The sequence below is a fragment of the Agromyces soli genome, from assembly GCF_022811605.1.
GTDB lineage: Bacteria > Actinomycetota > Actinomycetes > Actinomycetales > Microbacteriaceae > Agromyces > Agromyces soli.
The window spans coordinates 2,205,736-2,225,164 of the sequence record NZ_CP094533.1 but is presented as its reverse complement, the minus strand read 5'-3'; the positions used below and the strand labels follow the sequence as shown (position 1 = coordinate 2,225,164).

Sequence of the window (19,429 nt, the reverse complement as noted above, 5' to 3'; positions counted from 1 at the left end):
TCTTCCGCAGGTTATCTGAGAACGGGCGCAGCGACTTACCCCGTGTCGTCGACCAGAGTGACCAGAGCCCTCGCGACCACGACGACGTCAGGTCCCTGGAGCGACGGGGTACGGCCAGGGCACGACTAGTGTGTCGCGCGCGTAGCCGTCGATCGGTGTCGACAGAGCCTGCTCGAATCCGGACGGGTTGCGGATCGTTGCCGCAATGTCGTACACGACGAAGACCATCCGCTCAACATCGGGATGAGCCCGATAGATCTCGCTGTCAATAATGATCTCGTCGCGAATCGCAACATTGCCGCGACCAGGCCTCGTCACCTTGATCTCGACCATCGTCTTCACTTCGTACAGAAGGAAGTCCTGCGTCGACGAGCGCCCGGCATACGACGGATTCCGCTCCTCTGGCCGGATGTCGTCGTAGAGCAGTCGGAGTGCAGTTTCGGTCGCATCTTGTAGGTCGTACTCGTCCGCCAAGGTGAGTGCGGTGTGACCTTGACGTCGTCTCTGAACGAGCGCACTAAACGACTGGGGGACTCGTTCGAGGAGCCACAGGAGCCGCTCGTGCGAGGGAATGGTCGGGTCCGCCGGTTGCGCGAGGGGAGGCGGCGGCGCCGCCTCGGGGATCGTCAGCGTCATTCGAGGTGCGGAGACCGTAGGCCGGCCCTCCATCGGCTGTCCGATTGCATCGCCGACGCTCGTCCCCCAGGTCATGTGGCCCCCGTCGGTGAGGCGCCCGCCGAACATTCCGATTGCGGATTGCAGTCTCACCATGTCGCCAGGCAGTGGCCGGGGGTCAAAATAGCCATGGTCTCGGAGGACGTGCACGAGTTCATCGAGCATCGTCCATCCACGCTGCGGGGGGCGTGCCGACAGGCCATCTCGGACCCGAACCGCCTTGTTGCCGGTGTACGCAGCTGAATCGAGCCCTGCAGCTTCCATCGCCGAGTCAATGTACTGGCCCGAGGGTCCGGCGCCGCCGGTGAAGATGGCGCTGATAGCACCAACGATCTCGCGCGGAATCGCTTGGGCCACCGGCGCGCCAACAATCGACATGTCGTCAGTGTATTGAGACCGGGTCGCACTCAGAGAAAGCCCACCCGCAGTCCCTCAAGGCCTGTTGTGATGAGACTGCTGGCAGTTCGCGTCAACGACTGCGTCAGCCAGCGATCGAAGACGTCGAGCACCATCCCGCGTGGCACGAGACCCCCGCGTGTCTTCGTGTCTGCCTTCGAGTGCTTATGGCGTGGTTCGTCTCCAATCGTCGGGCGCATCGCGGGACTTGAGGCCCGCTTGGCAGTCGCCTGGTTACCTTCGACAGCGCGCCGTCAACGATGCCCCTGTAGCGTCTCGTCTATGACGGTCATCAACGCTGATACTGCGCTCTATGCGGCGCTCAAATTTCTACCCGAAGGCACCAAGTTGACCGTGTACACGAAGAACTCAGGTCGTGCACGGACGAATACAGTCGCGGAACTCCGAAAGGAGCCTGGCGGCGGATGGGACGACTGGCAGATTGTCAAGCGCCCCGCAACAGCCGATGCGTCCCTGCTGCCCGCTACCTGGCCCACGGAGGACCCAGCGGTCATCTCTTCCCGGGACCTTGCCGACATTCTCGGCAGCGACCCCGACCTTTGGGCCAACGTCGACGACTGAGCAGCCGGCCGTCACTATCACCTGCCTACAGATGTTTATCAGGGCTCGTGCGTCCAGCGGACGAGGGGTCCGCTGAAGAGCGCAAGAAAGACAGTCCCGAAGACCGATGAGACCCTCCGTTGGCGCCCCGAGGCACGCCGGCCATAGGGTCGATCTCGCGGTGCGCGGTCACGTTAGGAGAGGTTGAATGCCCAATATCCACTGCGAACTGAGGACGTTCACACGTCCGAACCGTTCGACGCCGCAGAACGTCACAGTCACTGAGAAGATGCTCCTGGACTGCGCGGCGAAGGTCGGAATACCGACGATCGCCTCCCATCCGGCGCGTCGCCGGCCACTCGCCGAGATGCAGTGGCGTACCGGCATCGTCGCGGCCAACCTACGTCCGACCACTTCAGGCAAGAGCTGGACGCGCACGGACGCGTACATCAACCTTGACCCGTCTGAGAAGTCCGCGGTGAGCTACTTCCTGGGGATGGCGCAGGCAGCCCTCACGACTCGGTATGTGCTCGGCTACCCGCACCTTGTGCACGTCGATCTATTACTCCAGCATCAGGGAACCCCGCTGACGGGACGGCGCCCCGACTTCGTCGCCGTCAACCCAACGTCGACCCGGGGTGCTGCTTACAGCGCGGTCGTGGAAGCTAAGGGGCGCAGCAACGGCTTCGACGAGCGCCCGCTCGACCGCGCGAAGACGCAAGTTGCGACTACCCCCGCGATTCGTGGCCTCTCCCCGGTCGAGCGTGTCGCATCGGTCGCGTACTTCGACGATAGCGACTGCTGGGCATCCGTTCTGAAAGATCCCGACGGTGACGGAGGCGAACTCGAGCTTGGCCTCGAGAGCTTCCTTCTCATCTACTACCAGACCATCATCGAGGCAGGCCGAGAGAGTGAAACCTGGGCTCTCGTGGATGGGCGCTACCGGTTCGCGCTTCCCGACTTCCCGCTGGAGTTCGAACTCCCCGAGTTGCTGGTCGACGCCTACGACGCCTCGGCAGAGATCGCCTCAGCCAAAGACCGCGATCGGGAAGCAGCGATCCTCACCAGCTACTACGAAATTGCGGCATCTGCGACCGCAACCCCGGGTGACCTCATATCCAGCCGCTTCCGTGACGGAGCGAACGCGACGACGCTTGCCGATCTGTTCGAACGCTACGACGAGTAGACCCTGCACCCCTCCGTGGGCGGAGAACCGGTGCCCGGTAGTGTGGGGACATGTCTCACACCGTTGCCGCAGCTGTCAGCGCGTTAGGTGTCGAACTCAAGCAAAAGCTGGCGCAGCCTGTCGTGACTGGTGATCCCGAGGATCAGTTGAGGACACCGCTCGACACCTTCCTCCGCTCGGCAGCTAAGGCACTCGGCTTCACTGACGTCAACGTCATCGGTGAAGTGAAGATGGCTGACATCTCCTCGCGGCCCGACTTCGCTGTGACCATCGGCAACGCTCTCACGGGCTTCGTGGAGGTCAAGGCGCTCGGCAAGGGCGCCGATCCGCGTAAGTATCGAGGTCACGACAAGTCGCAGTTCGAACGACTACGACTCCTGCCGAACGTTCTCTACACGGACTCTCAGTCCTGGTCGCTTTGGCAGAACGGAGAGCTCGTCGACCGCGTGGAGTTCTTCGATGGCGATGTCGCTACTGCTGGTGCTGCGCTTGATGCGGGCGACTGGCTGGAACGGATGCTGGGGGCGTTCCTGAGCTGGGCGCCGATCGCTCCGGCGAACGCGGGTGAGCTTGCCCGCGTGTCGGCGCGCCTGTGCCGGCTGCTACGAGCCGAGGTAGTCGCCGAGCTGAGCGACGGTGCGAGGACACTTCGCTCGACCGCGGAGGATTGGCGGAACCTCCTATTCCCGACTGCAAGTGACGCGCAGTTTGCGGACGGATACGCGCAGGCGGTGATGTTCGGATTACTCATCGCGCGAGCCAAAGGGATTTCCATTGAGCAGGACACTGACCAGATCGGCAAGAAGCTAGGGGCGACCAACTCGTTGATCGGTCGAGCACTTCAGGTGCTCGGCTCGGTTGCGGAAGACGAGTCAGGACTGAAAGCGGTACTCGACACGGCGAAGCGCGTGCTCTCTGCCGTCGACTGGCCGAAGCTGGAAAAGGGTAGCCGCCGCGATGCATGGCTGTACTTCTACGAAGACTTCCTAGCGACGTACGACAGTGACCTGCGGAAGCAGACCGGCAGCTACTACACACCTATCCCCGTCGTCGAGTCGATGACTCACCTAACCGACGAGGCAGTACGGACTCTGCTGGATCTGCCAGCTGGTCTCGCCGACGAATCGGTGACACTGATCGACCCCGCGATGGGCACTGGAGCGTTCTTGCTAGAGACGCTGCGGCTCGTGGCGGAGCGTCATGCCACCGATTACGGCCCCGCTTCGCAGGGCGCCGCACTGACCGAGCGGCTCAAGAAGGTCATCGGCTTTGAGATCCAGCTAGGCCCCTACGCTGTCGCCCAACTGCGACTGCTCGCTGAACTCACCGCGCTCGGCTCAGAAGCTACCACCGACCAACTGCGAACATACGTGGCCGACACGCTCAGCGACCCGAACGCCGAGTATTCGACGATCGGGCAGTTCTACGAGCCAATCGCGGAGTCACGCCGCCAGGCAGACAGGGTTAAACGCGAAGAGCAGATCCTCGTGGTGCTCGGCAATCCTCCGTACAAGGAGAAGGCCAAGGGCATGGGTGGCTGGGTCGAGACGGGCGCTAACGCCGGGTTCGTGCCTTTGAACGACTTCACCCCGCCCAAGGAGTGGAAGCTCGGGCCGCACGTGAAGCAGCTGCGGAACTCTTACGTGTACTTCTGGCGCTGGGCGACCTGGAAGGTCTTCGACTCGGTACCGAAAGAGTCCCCCGGCATCGTGACCTTTATCACCGTGGCCGGATTCCTTGATGGCGATGGCTTCCAGCGAATGCGCGCCAAGATGCGCGAGCAAGCGACGGACATCTTCGTCATCGACTGCTCCCCCGAGGGCCTGATGCCTCCCGTGAACACGCGAATCTTCCAGGCCGTCCCTCACCCGGTATGCATCGTCATCGCCGTCCGCCGCCCTGGAGGGAGTACCGCGCCGGCCACCGTGAAGACCCGCACATTGACACCGGGGGACCGCGCCGAGAAATTCAAGGAGCTCGCCGACATCGCTCTCGACGACGATGGATGGAAGCCCGTCTCGGACTCACCTCGCGCACCGTTCACCGCTGTGGGAGACCCGCTGTGGACCCGTCATCCGCTCCTTGACGACCTGTTCGCGTACGACGGCTCAGGAGTGATGCCCGGCCGCACCTGGGTTATCGCATCCGATGCCTGGACGCTAGAGGAGCGGATTAAGGCACTCCAGGCGGAGAAGAGCGTTGGCCGACAGCGGGAACTTTTCAGCGAGGGCGCAGGCCTGACAGTTGACAAGCCCTTGAAAGAACCGTTGCCCGGGTATCCACTTCGTGAGAGTGCGATCAGCACTGACACGTCAGCTGAAAAGCCGGTCCGGTACGCCTTCCGTAACCTCGACCGCTCCTGGATCATCCCCGACAAGCGCGTCCTAAATCGCCCCAACCCCACGCTCTGGGCCACGATGTCGGTGAAGCAGGTGTATCTGACAGCACCCAACTCCGATTCCCCGACTGAGGGGCCGGCGGTGACGGTCGCGGCCACGCCTCCCGACATGCACCATCATCGTGGTCATGGCGGCGGCCGCGTTTACCCCCTCTGGGCTGATGCTTCAGCTACCACAGCCAACCTCCGACCTGAAGTGCTGTCGACCCTTGAGAGTGCCTATCGGCGACAGCCGACAGCAGAAGAGGTCATCGCGTACATCGTCGCGGTGACTTCACATCCCGCCTACACGACCAAGTTCGCCAGCGATCTAACAACCCCCGGCATTCGGGTGCCGTTCACGGCCGATGTCGGGCTATTTGAGCATGCTGTCACCGTCGGGAAACGATCCATCTGGTATCAGACGTATGGCCAGCGCTTCAAGCAAGACGACCACCCAGCCACGGTGAACGGCTTACCTCGTCTGACCACCGAGCGCGCGCCCAGGAACGTTACCGAGATCCCGATGACGAGCGCAGAGTTCCCCAACACGCTCGGATACGACGCGGGCTCGCAGCAGCTGACAATCGGCAGCGGAGTCGTCGATCGAGTGACACCTGCGATGCGCGAGTACGCGATCGATGGAGTCAACATCCTCGATAAGTGGTTCTCCTACCGCAAAGCTGACCGCTCACGCCCAGTTATCGGCGAACGTCGCGTGTCGGACCTCATGAAGATCCAACCCGACCACTGGCTGCCTGAGTACACCAATGATCTCGTCGATCTGCTAAACGTCATCGGCCTATTGGTGGAGCTCGAGCAAGAACAATCAACACTGCTCGCCGACGTTCTCGCTGGCGAGACAGTGGAAGGGCTCGCCGGACTCGGTGAAGATGCCAGTACCGCCACGCCGCTAGCGAAGCTGGCGGCGAAACAGGCGCGCGCCGAGCAGGCCGGCCAGGTTGGCTTCGACTTCACCGAGCTCGAAGCGCTGGAGTAGATCTAAGGCCAAGCCCGTCTGACACTCCACGGCCAGTCCGAGGCTTCCTGCCCGACAGAGGCGGGTAGGTTGCTCGGACGTGAAGCTGCCTGCCTCGCGATCAGTCGGTCTGAGGCGACTGCTCATCCTCATCACTATGGTTCCGGCCCTGCAGCGTCTGGACGAAGTCTGCGAAGTCTGCAGGATGGGAAATCGGCATCAGTCGCCACTGCATCTCGCCGGTGCTGTCGTACTCGGTGACGGCATCGTGCTTCATTCTCGTGTGGTCACGAATGAGGAGCATCTCAACGACGCGCGCGGCTCGTTCGAGGTCCTCTGCCACCCGATCCGCTGGCAGATCCTGCGGCGTGACGATTCCGCCTGTGGAGTCAAGGTCCACGTAGAAACCGAACTGCTTCTCCTGGTTTGCGGCCTTCGCTGCCTCGTTCGCTCGTGCGCGACGACGAGCGAAAACGTCATCCCAGCTCTCTCCGTCGGCTGGCTCTTCGATCTCCGGGTAATCACCCCAGAAGGCTTCGAGCTCGCTGCCGAACTCGATCGCCTCAAGGTACTTCGCGACATGGCTCCGCCCGTGAGAGTCGAGCCTGCCCACGGCGCGTGGACTGTCGGTGCTCTCGCTCCAAGCACCCTCAAACTCCTGATAGACCCACAGGGCCTTTCCCAGCTCTTCTTGCGCGAGCACGGTCAGTGCTCTCGCGCGTCCGTGTGAACCGGCGTCGAGGAGGACGTTCGCGTCGGTGATGAGCCGTGAAGCGTTGTCGAGCAGGCTCTTCCAGAACCGACGAGCAAACTCGGGAGTCATCGTGTCCACGCATCCATTGTCGACCTCTCCCCCCACACAGCGATGTGACCGCTCGACACCGTCGCTCGCACGGCCGGTACCGAACGACCCGTAGCCTGGGAGGGAGTCGGATCGGAGATGCGGATGGACGCGGCGGTGTATCTGCGGATCTCGCAGGACCGCACCGGGCTGCAAGCCGGCATCCAACGCCAGCAAGAAGACTGCCTCGCTCACGCCGCGAAGCTCGGGTTCACCGATCCCCAGGTATTCATCGACAACGACGTCTCCGCGTTCGATGGCGGCCGCCGCAACGGATACGACGCGCTCGTGGCGCAGGTGCGGGCCGGGACGACGCACATCATCGTCTGGCACGTCGACCGCCTCTACCGGCAGCCGCGTGAGCTCGAGGATCTGATCGGCCTGGTGGAGCAGCACCCGGTGCGGATCGAGGCTGTCCGTGGTGGCGGGTTTGACCTGAACACCACCGAGGGCCGGCTCATAGCGAGGCAGCTCGTCGCGATCGCCGCGTACGAATCCGGACACAAGTCTGACCGCGTCAAACGAGCCAACAAGCGCCTCGCCGAGCAAGGCGTCTGGCACGGCCCCGCCCGGTACGGATACGGACCCGGCGGGGTCCTTGTCCCCGAGCAGGCGGCGGTGATCCGGCAGATGGCCGACCGGTTCCTCGCCGGCGAGTCTCTCCGCTCCATCACCGCCTGGCTCAATCGCTCCGGCATCCCGCCCCTGCGTGCCAGGACCGGGACGTCCGGGCTGTGGCATCCGTACACGGTGCGCAGCGTGCTGTCCTCCGCCCGCATCTCCGGGCAACGCGCCTACGCCCCCGACACCCGAGCGGACCCCGCGGGCGGGCGGGAGATCCTCGGCCCGGGTGATTGGGAACCGATCATCACCCCGGAGGAGACCGCGCAGATACGGGCGATCCTCGCCGACCCCGCACGGCAGCGCACCGCACCGGCACGGCCGACGCTGCTGGGCGGGATCGCTCGTTGCGGCAAGTGCGGCGCCGGACTCACCATCACCGGGAAGCTCCCACCCGCCGGCAACACTCAGCGATACACCTGCCAGAAGGACCCCTCCCGTCCCGAACGCGGCGGGCTGAGCATCAACGCCACCCACCTCGACGACTACGTCACCGAACGCGTCCTTCACCGCCTCACCCATCCGCGGGCAGGTACGGATAACACGTCGACGAGCGGGCTACTGCGGCAGGTCGCGGAGATCAACACCCGGATAGGCCAACTCGATCAGGACTACCAGGACCGTGTCATCACCCGCCTGGAACACCGCAGTGGGGTCGAGGCCGCCACCGGAGCGTTGCGCGACGTCGAGCGGCGCCTGGTCGCCGCTAACGGGGCGATCGCGCTCTATGCGGCGCCGATCGGGAACCGGCAAGCGCTGGAGGCCTGGTGGGACGCTCTCGACGTCACCGACCGCCGCGCGGTAGTCACGACCCTCATCGCCCGCCTCCGGATCGCTCCCGGGCACCCTGGGCGAAGCTTCGATCCGCACCGGGTCCGCATCACCTACCGCCCCTGACCAACCGCCCACTCGCGGTCCGGTCTGGTGCTCTCGCTCCCGCGAGAAGCTGGCGTGCGGGCTGTGCTCACATCGGAGTGCCCCATCGCAACGACGACTGCGCTGATCTACCTGCGGATCTCCGCGAACCGCACCAGCGAACACGCCTCCATCGAGCAACAACGAGCCGACTGCACCGCACTCGCAGGCCGTCTCGGCTACACACACACGGTTGAGTTCGTTGACGAAGCCGTCTCCGCCTACCAAGACCGCGCCCGACCCGCCTACCAGCAGCTCCTCCGACAACTCGAGGGCTCCGAGGCAGGAACTGTGGTCGTGTGGCACCTGGACCGCCTCTACCGCAAGCCACGAGAGCTCGAACAACTCCTCGACCTGCTCGACACCCGCCCGATCCGCGTCGAATCTGTGCAGGGCGGATCCTTCGACCTGAACCAGCACGAGGGACGGCTGTTCGCCCGGCAGCTCGTCGCGTTCGCGAACTACGAATCCGCACACAAAGGTGCGCGCGTCGCCCGCGCCCAACAACATCGCGCCCGCAACAGACTCCTGCACGGTGGAAGCCATTACGGATACCGCAGCGACGGCACCCTCCACCCCGTCGAGTCCGCCGTCATCCGCCGAGTGGTAGATGACAACCTCCTCGGCCTCTCCCCTACGGTCACAGCCCGAGCCCTCAACGCCGACCGCATCGCGCCCCCGCGTACGAACCGCGGCTGGCACGCGACAACCCTACGAAGCATGCTCGACAGCGACCGGCTCCACCAACGCAGACGCGACCATGCCGCAGCCCGATACGTGACCGGGGCCTGGGAACGCCTCCTCACCCCAGACGAATCCGCGCTCGTCCAGGTGAGCCTGCTCGTACCACGCCGAGACGCTGCCCGCTCCTCCACCAGCCTCCTCGGCGGGATACTCCGGTGCCAGTTATGCGGCAAACGTATGGTCACCGGCGTCACCAGCAACGGCAAACGCTTCTACCTCTGCAAGACCACGACCGCGCGATGCCCCAGTCCGTGTCTACCCGCCGACGACCTCGACGCCGAAACCGAAGCAACCGCACTCGCCCGATTCTCGAACACCGACTACCCAAACCCACCGCATCCTCGCGACATGCTCGAACGCGCCCGCACAGCTCGCCTCCAGTTCACCGCTCTCGCCGTCGATTTCGGAACCGGGAAGCTCGGCCATGCTGAGTACCTCGTCAAGCGTCAACCTCTCGCAGACGACATCGACCAGGTGGGTCGGGATCTCACCGCCTATAACCGAGCGCGAATACTCGCGCTTTACCCGGCCGAACTCCGCCGGCGTTGGGAGTCCCTATCGTTTCGTCGCGCCGTGGTTTGCGCGCTGCTGCCGTTCGACCTGCCTACGGCGTGAACGCATGCTTTCGGCTACCACGTTCGATCGGCTCGGCGATCCTCCGCACAGCTGAGGCCGCTCAAGCCTCAGTCAAACGAGAGTCAGTCGGGGGCGGCTGTCCTCCGGCCCGTCGAGAAGCGGGCTGCCGTGGAAGTCGGTAAGGCCGGCCATCTCGGCAACATCGGCTTGGGTCAGGCCGCGGGCAAGCAGCGCATCGACCAAATGGCGAGCAAAACGCGGCTTCTCCTCCGGGATGTGCTCCGAGTACGGTTCGACCTTCTTCCAACGCCGCGCATTCAGAGCTTGATAAAACCGGCGTCGCTCGTCGCTGTTTGCCAAGCCAAGCCGATAGGCACGCTCGAAGATTGCCTGCATCGACACGCCCCACTCAACCTTGAGGTCAGTCAGTCTGCCCAAGGAGAGCCCGCCAGTCTTGAGGAGCGGTCGGATCTCCACCGTGGGCATGAGGAACTCGGCCGCGAAACGGTTGGCCTCGTCTTCTGCGTCAAGCGACGGGGTGGCGTTGTGCAGAACGAGGTGACCGAGTTCGTGCGCGGCGGTGAGTCTCCGACGATCTGCGGGCGCGCGGGAGTTCAGGCTGATGACCGGCCATGGACCGACCCATTGCGACATACCGTCCACACGATCGGTCCCGTAGTCCTCGATCACGACGATGGCGCCGGCAGCCTCGAGCCAACCCACCAGGTTCTCGACGGGACCCAACGGCATTCGCCACTTCTCTCGAACGAAGGTTGCAGCGTCCTCCGGGGCCGTGTCCGAGGGGTCTTCAAATGCAGGGATCTGATGCTGCGGGGCGATGTCGATCCCTTCGACCAGAAGTGACCAGTGCACGCGATGAACGTTCAGCTGAGCTTCGAGGTCCTTCCAGACCGCTGGGCTGACGGTCTTCTGCCGACGCATGTGCGCGGTGGAGGAGATCATCGGGGAGGTGGTCTCGCCCGCGCGAAGATACCGCGTGGTCACGCCCAGGGCAGCCGCAAGATCCTCCAGAATCTCTTCCGACTCTGGCTCGCGCAAAGATGACTCGTACCGTGACAGGGCAGCTTGAGTGATACGTCCGCCGAGTGCCTCGACGAGATCCTCTTGCGTCTTCCCTGCGGCACGGCGAGTCATCCGCAGGATGTCGCCGTTCCAGGTCATGGCTGGCTGCCGTCCTTGCGCTCCTGTCCGAAGTCGGACAGATCGAGCGTGGGGAGGTTCGGCCCCGTGGGGGGCACGATCCGAACAGGCGCGGATGCGCCACCTTCACCGCGGCTCAGATCCGCGACCCAGATCGGACTTGCGCGCAGTCCCTTGCGATACGACAGAACAGGAACACCGATCTCGCGCACGTCCTTGTCCCAGCGGTATCCCGCAGCGAGGTTGATAGTCCCCATACCTTCCAAGGTGGGGGCGCCACCCCACACATCCAGCGCGGAGCGAGTCGGATAGGAGCTGATCTTGTCCTTCGCGTTGTGACGCTTGCAGATCAGCACGACCTTGTCGCGGACGACGAAGTAGCGCGAGATGCCGCGCTCGCGGAACACAACATCGTCGACACCATCGAGGGCCGCCACCATGTGGGCCACGAAGCTGTCGCTGATCCGATTCGCCAGGCCGCGTGACGTTGCCCTCGCGATCTCGGAAGGAGACTCCCTCCGCCACTTCGCGTAGTCCGTCGCGGAGTTGTCGCGCGCCGTCACGATCGCCGACAGCACGGGCTGTCCGACGAACTCGGAGAGCGAATCAGCAGAGGCGTCCAACGTCATGCCACAAAATATACCAGCAAAGATTCCATGCCGCTACGCGCCTCCGATCATGTTGTGGCGAGTGACGGATCTCAACCCTCCATAGTGGCGTCATCTTGACCATGTGGTATTGCCGGTGCCGCCGGCGCCGGTGATGAGCAGGTTCTCGCGTTGGGCGACGGCGCGACGCACTCGACCCAGTTGTGCCTCGTCGAGCATGCCGAGCCCGGCGAGCCCGTCGAGCGAGCGGCCGGCCGCTCGGGGGATGCGCACCGAGAGCAGCGTGCCCGCCGTCGAGATCGGCGGAAGGACCGCGTGAACCCGGATGCCGGAGCCGAGCCGGACGTCGACCGCCGGACTCGCCTCGTCGAGGTGCCGCCCGCCGCGGGCGACGAGTCGGACCGCGAGCGCACGGACCTCGGCCTCGGCGGCGGCCCACGCCGGTTCGTGCACGGCACCCGCGCCACGATCGATCCAGAGCCCTCGCTCGCTGTTCACGAAGAGATCGGTGACGTCGGAAGCCCCCGCGAAGGGCGCGAGCTCGCCGAGGAGGTCGAGCTCGAGCACCCGCGGCGCGGACGGCGGGAGATCGTCGGGCTCACTCGGATGCGCCGGGTGGGGCGGACCCCCCGCACGGAGCTCGCCGATCGGCGCGGCCGGCCGGAGCCCGACCCCGGTGGCACCGTGCGGGTGCTGCCACGGCGCCATGGCCTCCGCGGCGGCCTCCGGAAGCCACGATGGGGTGGCGACGAACGGATCGGTCATGCAGGCGAGCGTACGGAGGCCGACTCGCCCCGCTGCCCTGGGCGGGCGGGGCCGGGGATAGCGCTCCTCCCCCACGCCGTTGTGGAGGAGGACCGCCGCCCGCAGCGCGATGGCGCCGCTTAAAAGAAGGGGGCGGCACCCATTGGGGGGAACAGGTGCCGCCTCGGCAGCGTACCGATTGGGGGGAATGCGGCACGCTGCAGGCCTCGAAACGAGTGTTCGGGCGGTACCCAGTGTAGGGCTTCTCGATTCATGCGCAAGTACTTTTTGTCCTCATTTGTGCGGACAGACAGAATTCTCTGCGCGAACCCTCAGACAGTTGTAGATCACCCGAGAACGGCCGGCCGCATGTCGCCGACCGACACAGTGTACGACGGCCTTCCAGCCTGGCGGTAGGGTGCTGGGTGGGGCAGGCGAACCCATCCGATCCATGCACATCGCGAAGGAGCGACCGAGAACCATGACCGCACAGATCGATCACGCGCTCGAGGAGATCCGGCGTTTCCGCCCGAGCCCCGAGTTCGCCGCCCAGGCCGTCGCCGACGAGAGCCTGTACCGCCGCGCCGCTGAGGACCGCCTGGGCTTCTGGGCCGAGCAGGCCCGTGAGCTCATCCAGTGGGAGACGCCCTTCACCGAGGTGCTCGACTGGACGAACCCGCCGTTCGCCCGCTGGTTCGGCGACGGCCGGCTCAACGTCGCCGCCAACTGCCTCGACCGGCACGTCGACGCCGGCTACGGCGACCGCGTCGCCATCCACTGGGAGGGCGAGCCGGGCGACAGCCGCAGCATCACCTACGCGCAGCTGACCGACGAGGTCAAGCGCGCGGCGAACGTGCTCGCCGGACTCGGCATCGGCCAGGGCGACCGCGTCGCCATCTACCTGCCGATGATCCCCGAGGCGGTCGTGGCGATGCTCGCGGTGGCCCGCCTCGGCGCCATCCACTCCGTCGTCTTCGGCGGCTTCAGCGCCGACAGCCTCGCCTCCCGCATCGACGACGCCGAGGCGAAACTCGTCATCACCGCCGACGGCGGCTACCGCAAGGGCAAGGTGTTCCCGCTGAAGCCCGTCGTCGACGATGCGCTCGACCGCGCCACCGGCGGCAGCGTGCAGAACGTGCTGGTCGTGCAGCGCGGCGGCAACGAGGTCGGTTGGACCGAGGGCCGCGACCAGTGGTGGCACGACACGGTCGCGACGGCATCCGCGGAGCACACCGCGGAGGCCTTCGACGCCGAGAACCCGCTGTTCATCCTCTACACCTCGGGCACCACCGGCAAGCCGAAGGGCATCCTGCACACCTCGGGCGGCTACCTCACTCAGGCGGCCTTCACCCACAAGAACGTCTTCGACCTGCACCCCGAGACCGACGTCTACTGGTGCACCGCCGACGTCGGCTGGATCACCGGCCACTCGTACGTCGTCTACGGCCCCCTCGCGAACGGCGCCACCCAGGTGCTCTACGAGGGCACCCCGGACAGCCCGCACCCGGGCCGCTGGTGGGAGATCGTCGAGAAGTACCGCGTCTCGATCCTCTACACGGCGCCGACCGCCATCCGCTCCTTCATGAAGCTCGGCCGGCAGATCCCGCACGAGTTCAACCTGCGCTCGCTGCGGGTGCTCGGCTCGGTCGGCGAGCCGATCAACCCCGAGGCGTGGATCTGGTACCGCCACGTCATCGGCGGCGGCTCGATCCCCGTGGTCGACACCTGGTGGCAGACCGAGACCGGCGCGATCATGATCTCCGCGCTCCCCGGCGTGACCGATCTGAAGCCCGGCAGCGCACAGGTGCCGGTGCCCGGCATCTCCGTCGACATCCTCGACGACGACGGCAAGCCGGTCGGCGGCGAGGACGGCGGTCTGCTCGTCATCACCGAGCCGTGGCCGTCGATGCTCCGCGGCATCTGGGGCGACCCCGAGCGGTTCAAGGAGACCTACTGGGAGAAGTTCGGCGACAAGTACTTCGCCGGCGACGGCGCCCGCCGCGACGAGGACGGCGACATCTGGCTGCTCGGCCGCGTCGACGACGTCATGAACGTCTCCGGGCACCGCCTGTCGACGGCCGAGATCGAGTCCTCGCTCGTCGCGCACCCGTGGACCGCCGAGGCCGCCGTCGTCGGCGCCGCCGACGAGACGACCGGGCAGGCCGTGGTGGCCTTCGTCATCCTGAAGGCCAGCCAGGCCGACCGCGTGACCGACGTGGCCGAGGCCTCGGAAGAGCTGCGCCGCCACGTCGCGACCCAGATCGGTGCGATCGCGCGGCCGCGTCAGGTCTTCATCGTCAACGAGCTGCCGAAGACCCGCTCGGGCAAGATCATGCGCCGCCTGCTGCGCGACCTCGCGGAGGGCCGCCAGGTCGGCGACACCACCACACTCGCCGACACCTCGGTGATGACGGCGATCACCGAGCAGGTGCGCTAGGCGTCAGCTCGGCATCAGAACGACGGATGCCCCGGCGGGAAGCTTCCCGCCGGGGCATCCGCGTGCCCGGTGCGAGTCAGGCGAACTCGACCACGAGCTCGAGCTCGACCGGCGCGTCGAGCGGCAGCACGGCGACGCCGACGGCCGAGCGCGCGTGCCGGCCCGCCTCGCCGAAGATCTCGCCGAGCAGCTCCGAGGCGCCATTGATGACGCCCGGCTGACCGGAGAACGCAGGGTCCGAGGAGACGAAGCCGACGAGCTTCACGATGCGCGCCACCCGGTCGAGCGAACCGATCTCGGCGCGCACGGCGGCGAGCGCGTTCAGCACGGCGGTGCGGGCGTAGGCCTTCGCGTCGTCGGCCGGCACCAGGCCGTGCCCGTCGCCGACCTTGCCGGTCGCGGGCAGCGCGCCCGAGACGAACGGCAGCTGGCCGCTCGTGTACACGTACGAGCCGGTGACGACCGCGGGGACGTAGGCCGCGACCGGCGGCGCGACCTCGGGCAGCTCGATGCCGAGCTCGGTCAGGCGTGCTTCGTAGGACATGGTCAGGCCTCTCCCTCGAACTGCTTGGCGGCCTGGGCGGCGGCCGCGGCTCCGGCGCTCGCGGCGGCCGAGGACTCCCCGCCGACCGGGCGCTTCAGGTAGGCGACCAGCCCGCCCTCGGGGCCCTGCACGATCTGCACGAGCTCCCAGCCCTCCGATCCCCAGTTGTTCAGGATCGCGGCCGTGTTGTGGATCAGCAGCGGGGTGGTGATGTACTCCCAGGTCGTCATAGCGCTCCAGAGCTCGATCTGCGGGGGTGTGATGGCCGGGAAGGCGCTCCGGGCCGGCATTCCGGCATCCGATCGTGCCGAATCCGGCGTGTCAGCCGCGGAATTCCGGCGGACCCGCGTAGCGGGGTTTTGCCAGCCTTCTCCGTTAGGCTCCACTATATGTCTGCCAAAAATCGTACGGCGAGCGGCGCCGCCGGGGGCCTGCTCGGCATCCTCGGCATGAGCGCGCTCGCCGGTGTGCTCGTCACGGCCGCCGTGACGCCGGCGCTCGCCGTGACCGGCATGGCCGCCAACAACAGCATCACGATGTTCGAGAACCTCCCCGGGTACCTCGAGATCGATCCGCTCGCCCAGAAGTCCACCATCTACGCCATGAAGCCGGACGGCACGCCCTCCCCCATGGCGTACTTCTACGACGACAATCGCGAAGAGGTCGCGTTCGACTACATGTCGCAGTACCTCAAGGACGCCGCGGTCGCCGGTGAGGACCCGCGGTTCTACGAGCACGGCGGCGTCGACGTCGTCGGCACCGTGCGCGGTGCGCTGAGCACGCTCGGCGGCAACACGCAGGGCGGTTCGTCGATCACGCAGCAGTACGTGAAGAACGTGCTCGTGAACAACGACATGTCGAAGGCGAAGACCGAGGAGGAGCGGCAGGCGGCCTGGGAGGAGCACACCAAGACCACCGTCGACCGCAAGCTCAAGGAGATGCGCTACGCCATCTCGGTCGAGAAGAAGTACACCAAGGACGAGATCCTCAGCGGCTACCTGAACATCGCCGGCTTCGGCGGACAGGTCTACGGGGTGCAGGCCGCAGCCCAGTACTACTTCGGCACCAACGCCCGCGATCTCTCCCTCGCCCAGGCCGCGAGCCTCATCGCGATCGTCAACTGGCCCGAGAAGTTCCGGCTCGACATGCCCGACAGCGAGACGAACGGCGCGAACAGCGTCGACAAGCAGGGCAACGTCGTGCCATACCTCGAGAACAAGGAACGGCGCGACTACATCCTCGGCAAGATGCTCGAGGAGAAGAAGATCACGCAGGAGGAGTACGACGCCGCCGTCGCGGAGCCCGTCGCCCCGAAGATCTCCCAGCCCTCGCACGGCTGCCAGGCGTCCCCCAACTACGCGTACTTCTGCGATTACGTGACGTGGGAGATCAAGAACAAGTTCGACGACCCGGCCACCGACGACGTCAACGAGGGTGCGCGCCTGCTCGCCCGCGGCGGCCTCGACATCTACACGACCATCGACATGGACCTGCAGGGCGCGGCGAACTCGGCGATCCGCGACAACGTCCCGGGCAGCATCCCCGAGGCGAACATCGGCGGTTCGGCGGTGTCCGTCGAAGTCGGCACCGGCCGGATCCTCGCGATGGCTCAGAACACCAGCTACAACGTCGACCCCGAAGTCACGGGCGATCAGTACGACGCGGTGAACTACAACGCGACGATCGACTACGGCAGCTCGCACGGCTTCCAGCCCGGCTCGACGTTCAAGATCTTCACCCTCGGCGAATGGCTCGTCGAGGGCCACTCGGTGAACGAGAGCATGGACGCCCGGCGCCGCTCCAACTGGGGCACCTTCAAGAACACCTGCGGCGGCGACATCAACGCCGGCGACTGGAACCCGCGCAACGACGAGGGCGGCAACGGCGGCTACTGGACCGCCCTGTTCAACACGGTGAACTCGGAGAACACCGGCTTCGTCGCGATGGCCAAGCAGCTCGATCTCTGCGGCATCAAGAACACCGCGACGGCGCTCATGAGCGCCGGTCGCGCCGACGGCAAGCCGCTCGGCGAGGGTGTGAACGAGAACGGCGACCAGATCACCTTCGGGCCCTCGGCCATCCTCGGCACCGAGGAGATCGCCCCCATCTCGATGGCGACCGCGTTCGCCGCCGTGGCGGGCAAGGGCAAGTCCTGCACGCCGATCGCGATCGACCGCATCACGAACGGCAAGGGCGAAGAAGTCGAGGTGCCGAAGTCGGAGTGCACCCAGGCCGTCACCGAAGACGTCGCGGCGGGCATGACCTACGCCCTCCAGCGCGTGATGACCGGCGGCACCGGCAGCTCCTCCCTGTACAAGATGGACACCTCCGGCACGCCGATGATCGGCAAGACCGGTACCACCGACGACGCCGAGGCGACGTGGATGAGCGGCGCCTCCTCGAGGGTCGCGACGGTGGTCGGCGTCTACAACGTCACCGGCCACACGAACCTGCGCGAGACCTACATCAACGGCGAGCAGGCGGCGGTGCTGCGGCACAACATCTGGCCGCGCATCATGGACGTCGCGAACACGAAGTACCCCGGCGCCGAGTTCCCCGAGCCGAAGTCCGAGTACCTCTCGACGCCGCAGGCCGATGTGCCGAACGTGCTCGGTCTCGCTCCCGAGGCCGCGCAGAAGGCTCTCGAGGACGCCGGCTTCGGCTGGACCATGGACGGCGAGGTCGACTCCGACCAGCCCAAGGGCACCATCGGCTCGCAGAGCGCGAGCGGGCAGGCCCCGCGCGGCTCGGCGATCTCGCTGAAGATCAGCCGCGGCAACGTCACCGCGGTGCCGAACGTGGTGGGCGCCCAGGCCGATCAGGCCGAGGCCGCGCTCACCGCCGCCGGCTACCGGGTCGACCGCAAGGAGCAGGACGCGACCGACCCGAGCCAGGTGGGCCTGGTGCTCTCGCAATCGCCCGGTGGCGGCGAGAAGGCGAAGCCCGGCACCAAGGTCACCATCGTGATCGGCAAGGCCAAGGACGGTAACAACGGCAACGGCGAAGGCGGGGGCGACGGTTGACCGGAGCACGCGGGTCGGCGCCCGCCGCGCGGATCGCTCTGGCGGTCGGTGCGGCGGGCGCCGCCGTCTTCGCCTACGGTGCGCTCGTCGAGCGCAGGAACTACACGCTGCGCACCGCTTCGGTGCCCGTGCTGCCGGCCGGCGCCGCGCCGATCAAGGTCCTGCACCTGAGCGATCTGCACATGGCTCCGTGGCAGCGCGACAAGCAGGCCTGGGTGCGTGAGCTCGCGCAGCTCGAGCCCGATCTCATCGTCGACACCGGCGACAACCTCGGCCACCGCGACGGACTCGTCGGCATCCGCGCGGCCTTCGCGCCGTTCGCGGGCGTTCCCGGCGTCTTCGTGAACGGCTCGAACGACTACTTCGGCCCGCAGGCCAAGAATCCCTTCGCCTACTTCAGCGGCCCGAGCCGCCACCGTCGGCAGGCCGAACGGCTCGACATCGGCGCGCTGCACGCCTACTTCGAGGAACTCGGCTGGACCGACCTCGACAACGCCGCCGCTGCGCTCGAGATCAACGGCACCCGGCTCGAGTTCTTCGGCGTCGACGACCCGCATCGCGGCTACGACCGGCTCGAGGTCATCACCGCCGCGATCGACGAGCTCCGGGCCGACGATCCGCTCGGCGACGAGAGCTGGCCCGACGTCGACACGGACGCCGCTGCCCGCCCGACCGTGACGATCGGGGTGTCGCACGCGCCGTACCAGCGGGTGCTGAACTCCTTCGTGAACCACGGCGCGCAGCTCATCCTGGCCGGCCACACCCACGGCGGGCAGGTCTGCGTTCCCGGCGTCGGCGCACTCGTCACGAACTGCGACATCCCCCGCGCCCAGGTGAAGGGGCTGAGCGTCTGGCGTCATGGCCTGCGCTCGGCGTACCTCAACGTCTCGGCCGGCCTCGGCACCTCGATCTACGCTCCGGTGCGCTTCGCGTGCCCGCCGGAGGCGACCCTGCTGACGCTCACGCCGGCCGTCTAGCGCCACCACGCGGCGTCGCCGAGCGCTCCCGTCCGGAGTGGTCAGCGGCCCGCGAAATATCGGC

At 66.3% G+C, this 19,429-nt stretch carries 15 protein-coding genes; 8 read left to right on the top strand and 7 right to left on the bottom strand.

All coding sequences use genetic code 11. From position 1 onward, the window contains the following. Positions 1–87: 87 nt before the first annotated feature. Positions 88–1,053 (bottom strand): PD-(D/E)XK nuclease domain-containing protein, encoded by a 966-nt coding sequence (locus tag MTP13_RS10695; RefSeq protein ID WP_243567748.1) that lies wholly within the window; start codon positions 1,051–1,053, stop codon positions 88–90. Between the two features lie 300 nt (positions 1,054–1,353). Here MTP13_RS10695 and MTP13_RS10690 point away from each other — a divergent pair, with 300 nt between their 5' ends. The 3 genes from MTP13_RS10690 to MTP13_RS10680 all read left to right on the top strand — a co-directional run bounded on the left by MTP13_RS10690 (position 1,354) and on the right by MTP13_RS10680 (position 6,195). Further along, positions 1,354–1,653, top strand: coding sequence for a hypothetical protein (locus MTP13_RS10690; protein ID WP_243567747.1), 300 nt, complete (start codon positions 1,354–1,356; stop codon positions 1,651–1,653). Between the two features lie 187 nt (positions 1,654–1,840). Continuing rightward, entirely contained in the window at positions 1,841–2,818 is a 978-nt protein-coding gene (locus MTP13_RS10685) for a hypothetical protein (protein ID WP_243567746.1), read from the top strand. A gap of 50 nt (positions 2,819–2,868) precedes the next feature. Beyond that, positions 2,869–6,195 carry a type ISP restriction/modification enzyme gene (locus MTP13_RS10680; RefSeq protein ID WP_243567745.1) on the top strand — a complete coding sequence of 1,109 codons (3,327 nt, stop codon included), beginning with the start codon at positions 2,869–2,871 and terminating at the stop codon, positions 6,193–6,195. 100 nt (positions 6,196–6,295) lie between these two features. Here the strand turns inward: MTP13_RS10680 and MTP13_RS10675 are convergent, their stop codons facing one another. After that, positions 6,296–6,997 (bottom strand): AbiV family abortive infection protein, encoded by a 702-nt coding sequence (locus MTP13_RS10675; protein WP_243570805.1) that lies wholly within the window; start codon positions 6,995–6,997, stop codon positions 6,296–6,298. 123 nt (positions 6,998–7,120) lie between these two features. Here MTP13_RS10675 and MTP13_RS10670 point away from each other — a divergent pair, with 123 nt between their 5' ends. Both MTP13_RS10670 and MTP13_RS10665 read left to right on the top strand, forming a co-directional pair. Next, positions 7,121–8,533: a recombinase family protein gene (locus tag MTP13_RS10670; protein ID WP_243567742.1), complete on the top strand. Its 1,413-nt coding sequence runs from the start codon at positions 7,121–7,123 to the stop codon at positions 8,531–8,533. 54 nt (positions 8,534–8,587) lie between these two features. Continuing rightward, complete coding sequence (locus MTP13_RS10665; protein WP_243567741.1) at positions 8,588–9,910, top strand: recombinase family protein; 1,323 nt, start codon at positions 8,588–8,590, stop codon at positions 9,908–9,910. 72 nt (positions 9,911–9,982) lie between these two features. Here MTP13_RS10665 and MTP13_RS10660 read toward each other — a convergent pair whose 3' ends face one another. From MTP13_RS10660 to MTP13_RS10650, 3 genes are all read right to left on the bottom strand, one after another. Beyond that, the gene (locus MTP13_RS10660; RefSeq protein WP_243567740.1) at positions 9,983–11,053 is read right to left on the bottom strand and encodes an XRE family transcriptional regulator; all 1,071 of its coding nucleotides are present in this window, start codon (positions 11,051–11,053) and stop codon (positions 9,983–9,985) included. Then, on the bottom strand, positions 11,050–11,661 hold the full coding sequence (locus tag MTP13_RS10655; protein WP_243567739.1) for a hypothetical protein: 612 nt from the start codon (positions 11,659–11,661) through the stop codon (positions 11,050–11,052). The genes MTP13_RS10660 and MTP13_RS10655 overlap by 4 nt, the downstream gene beginning before the upstream one ends. Positions 11,662–11,751: 90 nt before the next feature. Beyond that, entirely contained in the window at positions 11,752–12,405 is a 654-nt protein-coding gene (locus MTP13_RS10650; protein WP_243567738.1) for an ATPase, T2SS/T4P/T4SS family, read from the bottom strand. Positions 12,406–12,865: 460 nt separating this feature from the next. Here MTP13_RS10650 and acs point away from each other — a divergent pair, with 460 nt between their 5' ends. Beyond that, positions 12,866–14,821, top strand: a complete 1,956-nt coding sequence (gene acs / locus MTP13_RS10645) for an acetate--CoA ligase (protein WP_243567737.1) — start codon at positions 12,866–12,868, stop codon at positions 14,819–14,821. 76 nt (positions 14,822–14,897) lie between these two features. Here acs and MTP13_RS10640 read toward each other — a convergent pair whose 3' ends face one another. Both MTP13_RS10640 and sp36 read right to left on the bottom strand, forming a co-directional pair. Beyond that, a complete protein-coding gene (locus tag MTP13_RS10640; RefSeq protein WP_243567736.1) occupies positions 14,898–15,365 on the bottom strand; it encodes a RidA family protein in 468 nt (155 codons plus the stop codon). A gap of 2 nt (positions 15,366–15,367) precedes the next feature. Further along, positions 15,368–15,595: a Sp36 family protein gene (gene sp36 / locus MTP13_RS10635; RefSeq protein ID WP_243567735.1), complete on the bottom strand. Its 228-nt coding sequence runs from the start codon at positions 15,593–15,595 to the stop codon at positions 15,368–15,370. Between the two features lie 159 nt (positions 15,596–15,754). On the opposite strand from sp36, the gene MTP13_RS10630 reads away from it, so the two are divergent. Both MTP13_RS10630 and MTP13_RS10625 read left to right on the top strand, forming a co-directional pair. Beyond that, on the top strand, positions 15,755–18,388 hold the full coding sequence (locus MTP13_RS10630; RefSeq protein WP_243567734.1) for a transglycosylase domain-containing protein: 2,634 nt from the start codon (positions 15,755–15,757) through the stop codon (positions 18,386–18,388). Further along, complete coding sequence (locus MTP13_RS10625; protein WP_243567733.1) at positions 18,385–19,365, top strand: metallophosphoesterase; 981 nt, start codon at positions 18,385–18,387, stop codon at positions 19,363–19,365. The genes MTP13_RS10630 and MTP13_RS10625 overlap by 4 nt, the downstream gene beginning before the upstream one ends. Positions 19,366–19,429 lie beyond the last annotated feature (64 nt).

Excerpts from the sequence above, each read along its gene's own strand:
- MTP13_RS10670 (WP_243567742.1), top strand. The coding sequence starts at position 7,121 with ATGGACGCGGCGGTGTATCTGCGGATCTCGCAGGACCGCACCGGGCTG.
- sp36 (WP_243567735.1), bottom strand. The coding sequence starts at position 15,595 with ATGACGACCTGGGAGTACATCACCACCCCGCTGCTGATCCACAACACG.
- MTP13_RS10630 (WP_243567734.1), top strand. The coding sequence starts at position 15,755 with ATGTCTGCCAAAAATCGTACGGCGAGCGGCGCCGCCGGGGGCCTGCTC.
- MTP13_RS10640 (WP_243567736.1), bottom strand. The coding sequence starts at position 15,365 with ATGTCCTACGAAGCACGCCTGACCGAGCTCGGCATCGAGCTGCCCGAG.
- MTP13_RS10680 (WP_243567745.1), top strand. The coding sequence starts at position 2,869 with ATGTCTCACACCGTTGCCGCAGCTGTCAGCGCGTTAGGTGTCGAACTC.
- MTP13_RS10695 (WP_243567748.1), bottom strand. The coding sequence starts at position 1,053 with ATGTCGATTGTTGGCGCGCCGGTGGCCCAAGCGATTCCGCGCGAGATC.
- MTP13_RS10655 (WP_243567739.1), bottom strand. The coding sequence starts at position 11,661 with ATGACGTTGGACGCCTCTGCTGATTCGCTCTCCGAGTTCGTCGGACAG.
- MTP13_RS10690 (WP_243567747.1), top strand. The coding sequence starts at position 1,354 with ATGACGGTCATCAACGCTGATACTGCGCTCTATGCGGCGCTCAAATTT.
- MTP13_RS10650 (WP_243567738.1), bottom strand. The coding sequence starts at position 12,405 with ATGACCGATCCGTTCGTCGCCACCCCATCGTGGCTTCCGGAGGCCGCC.
- MTP13_RS10675 (WP_243570805.1), bottom strand. The coding sequence starts at position 6,997 with ATGACTCCCGAGTTTGCTCGTCGGTTCTGGAAGAGCCTGCTCGACAAC.
- MTP13_RS10660 (WP_243567740.1), bottom strand. The coding sequence starts at position 11,053 with ATGACCTGGAACGGCGACATCCTGCGGATGACTCGCCGTGCCGCAGGG.
- acs (WP_243567737.1), top strand. The coding sequence starts at position 12,866 with ATGACCGCACAGATCGATCACGCGCTCGAGGAGATCCGGCGTTTCCGC.
- MTP13_RS10685 (WP_243567746.1), top strand. The coding sequence starts at position 1,841 with ATGCCCAATATCCACTGCGAACTGAGGACGTTCACACGTCCGAACCGT.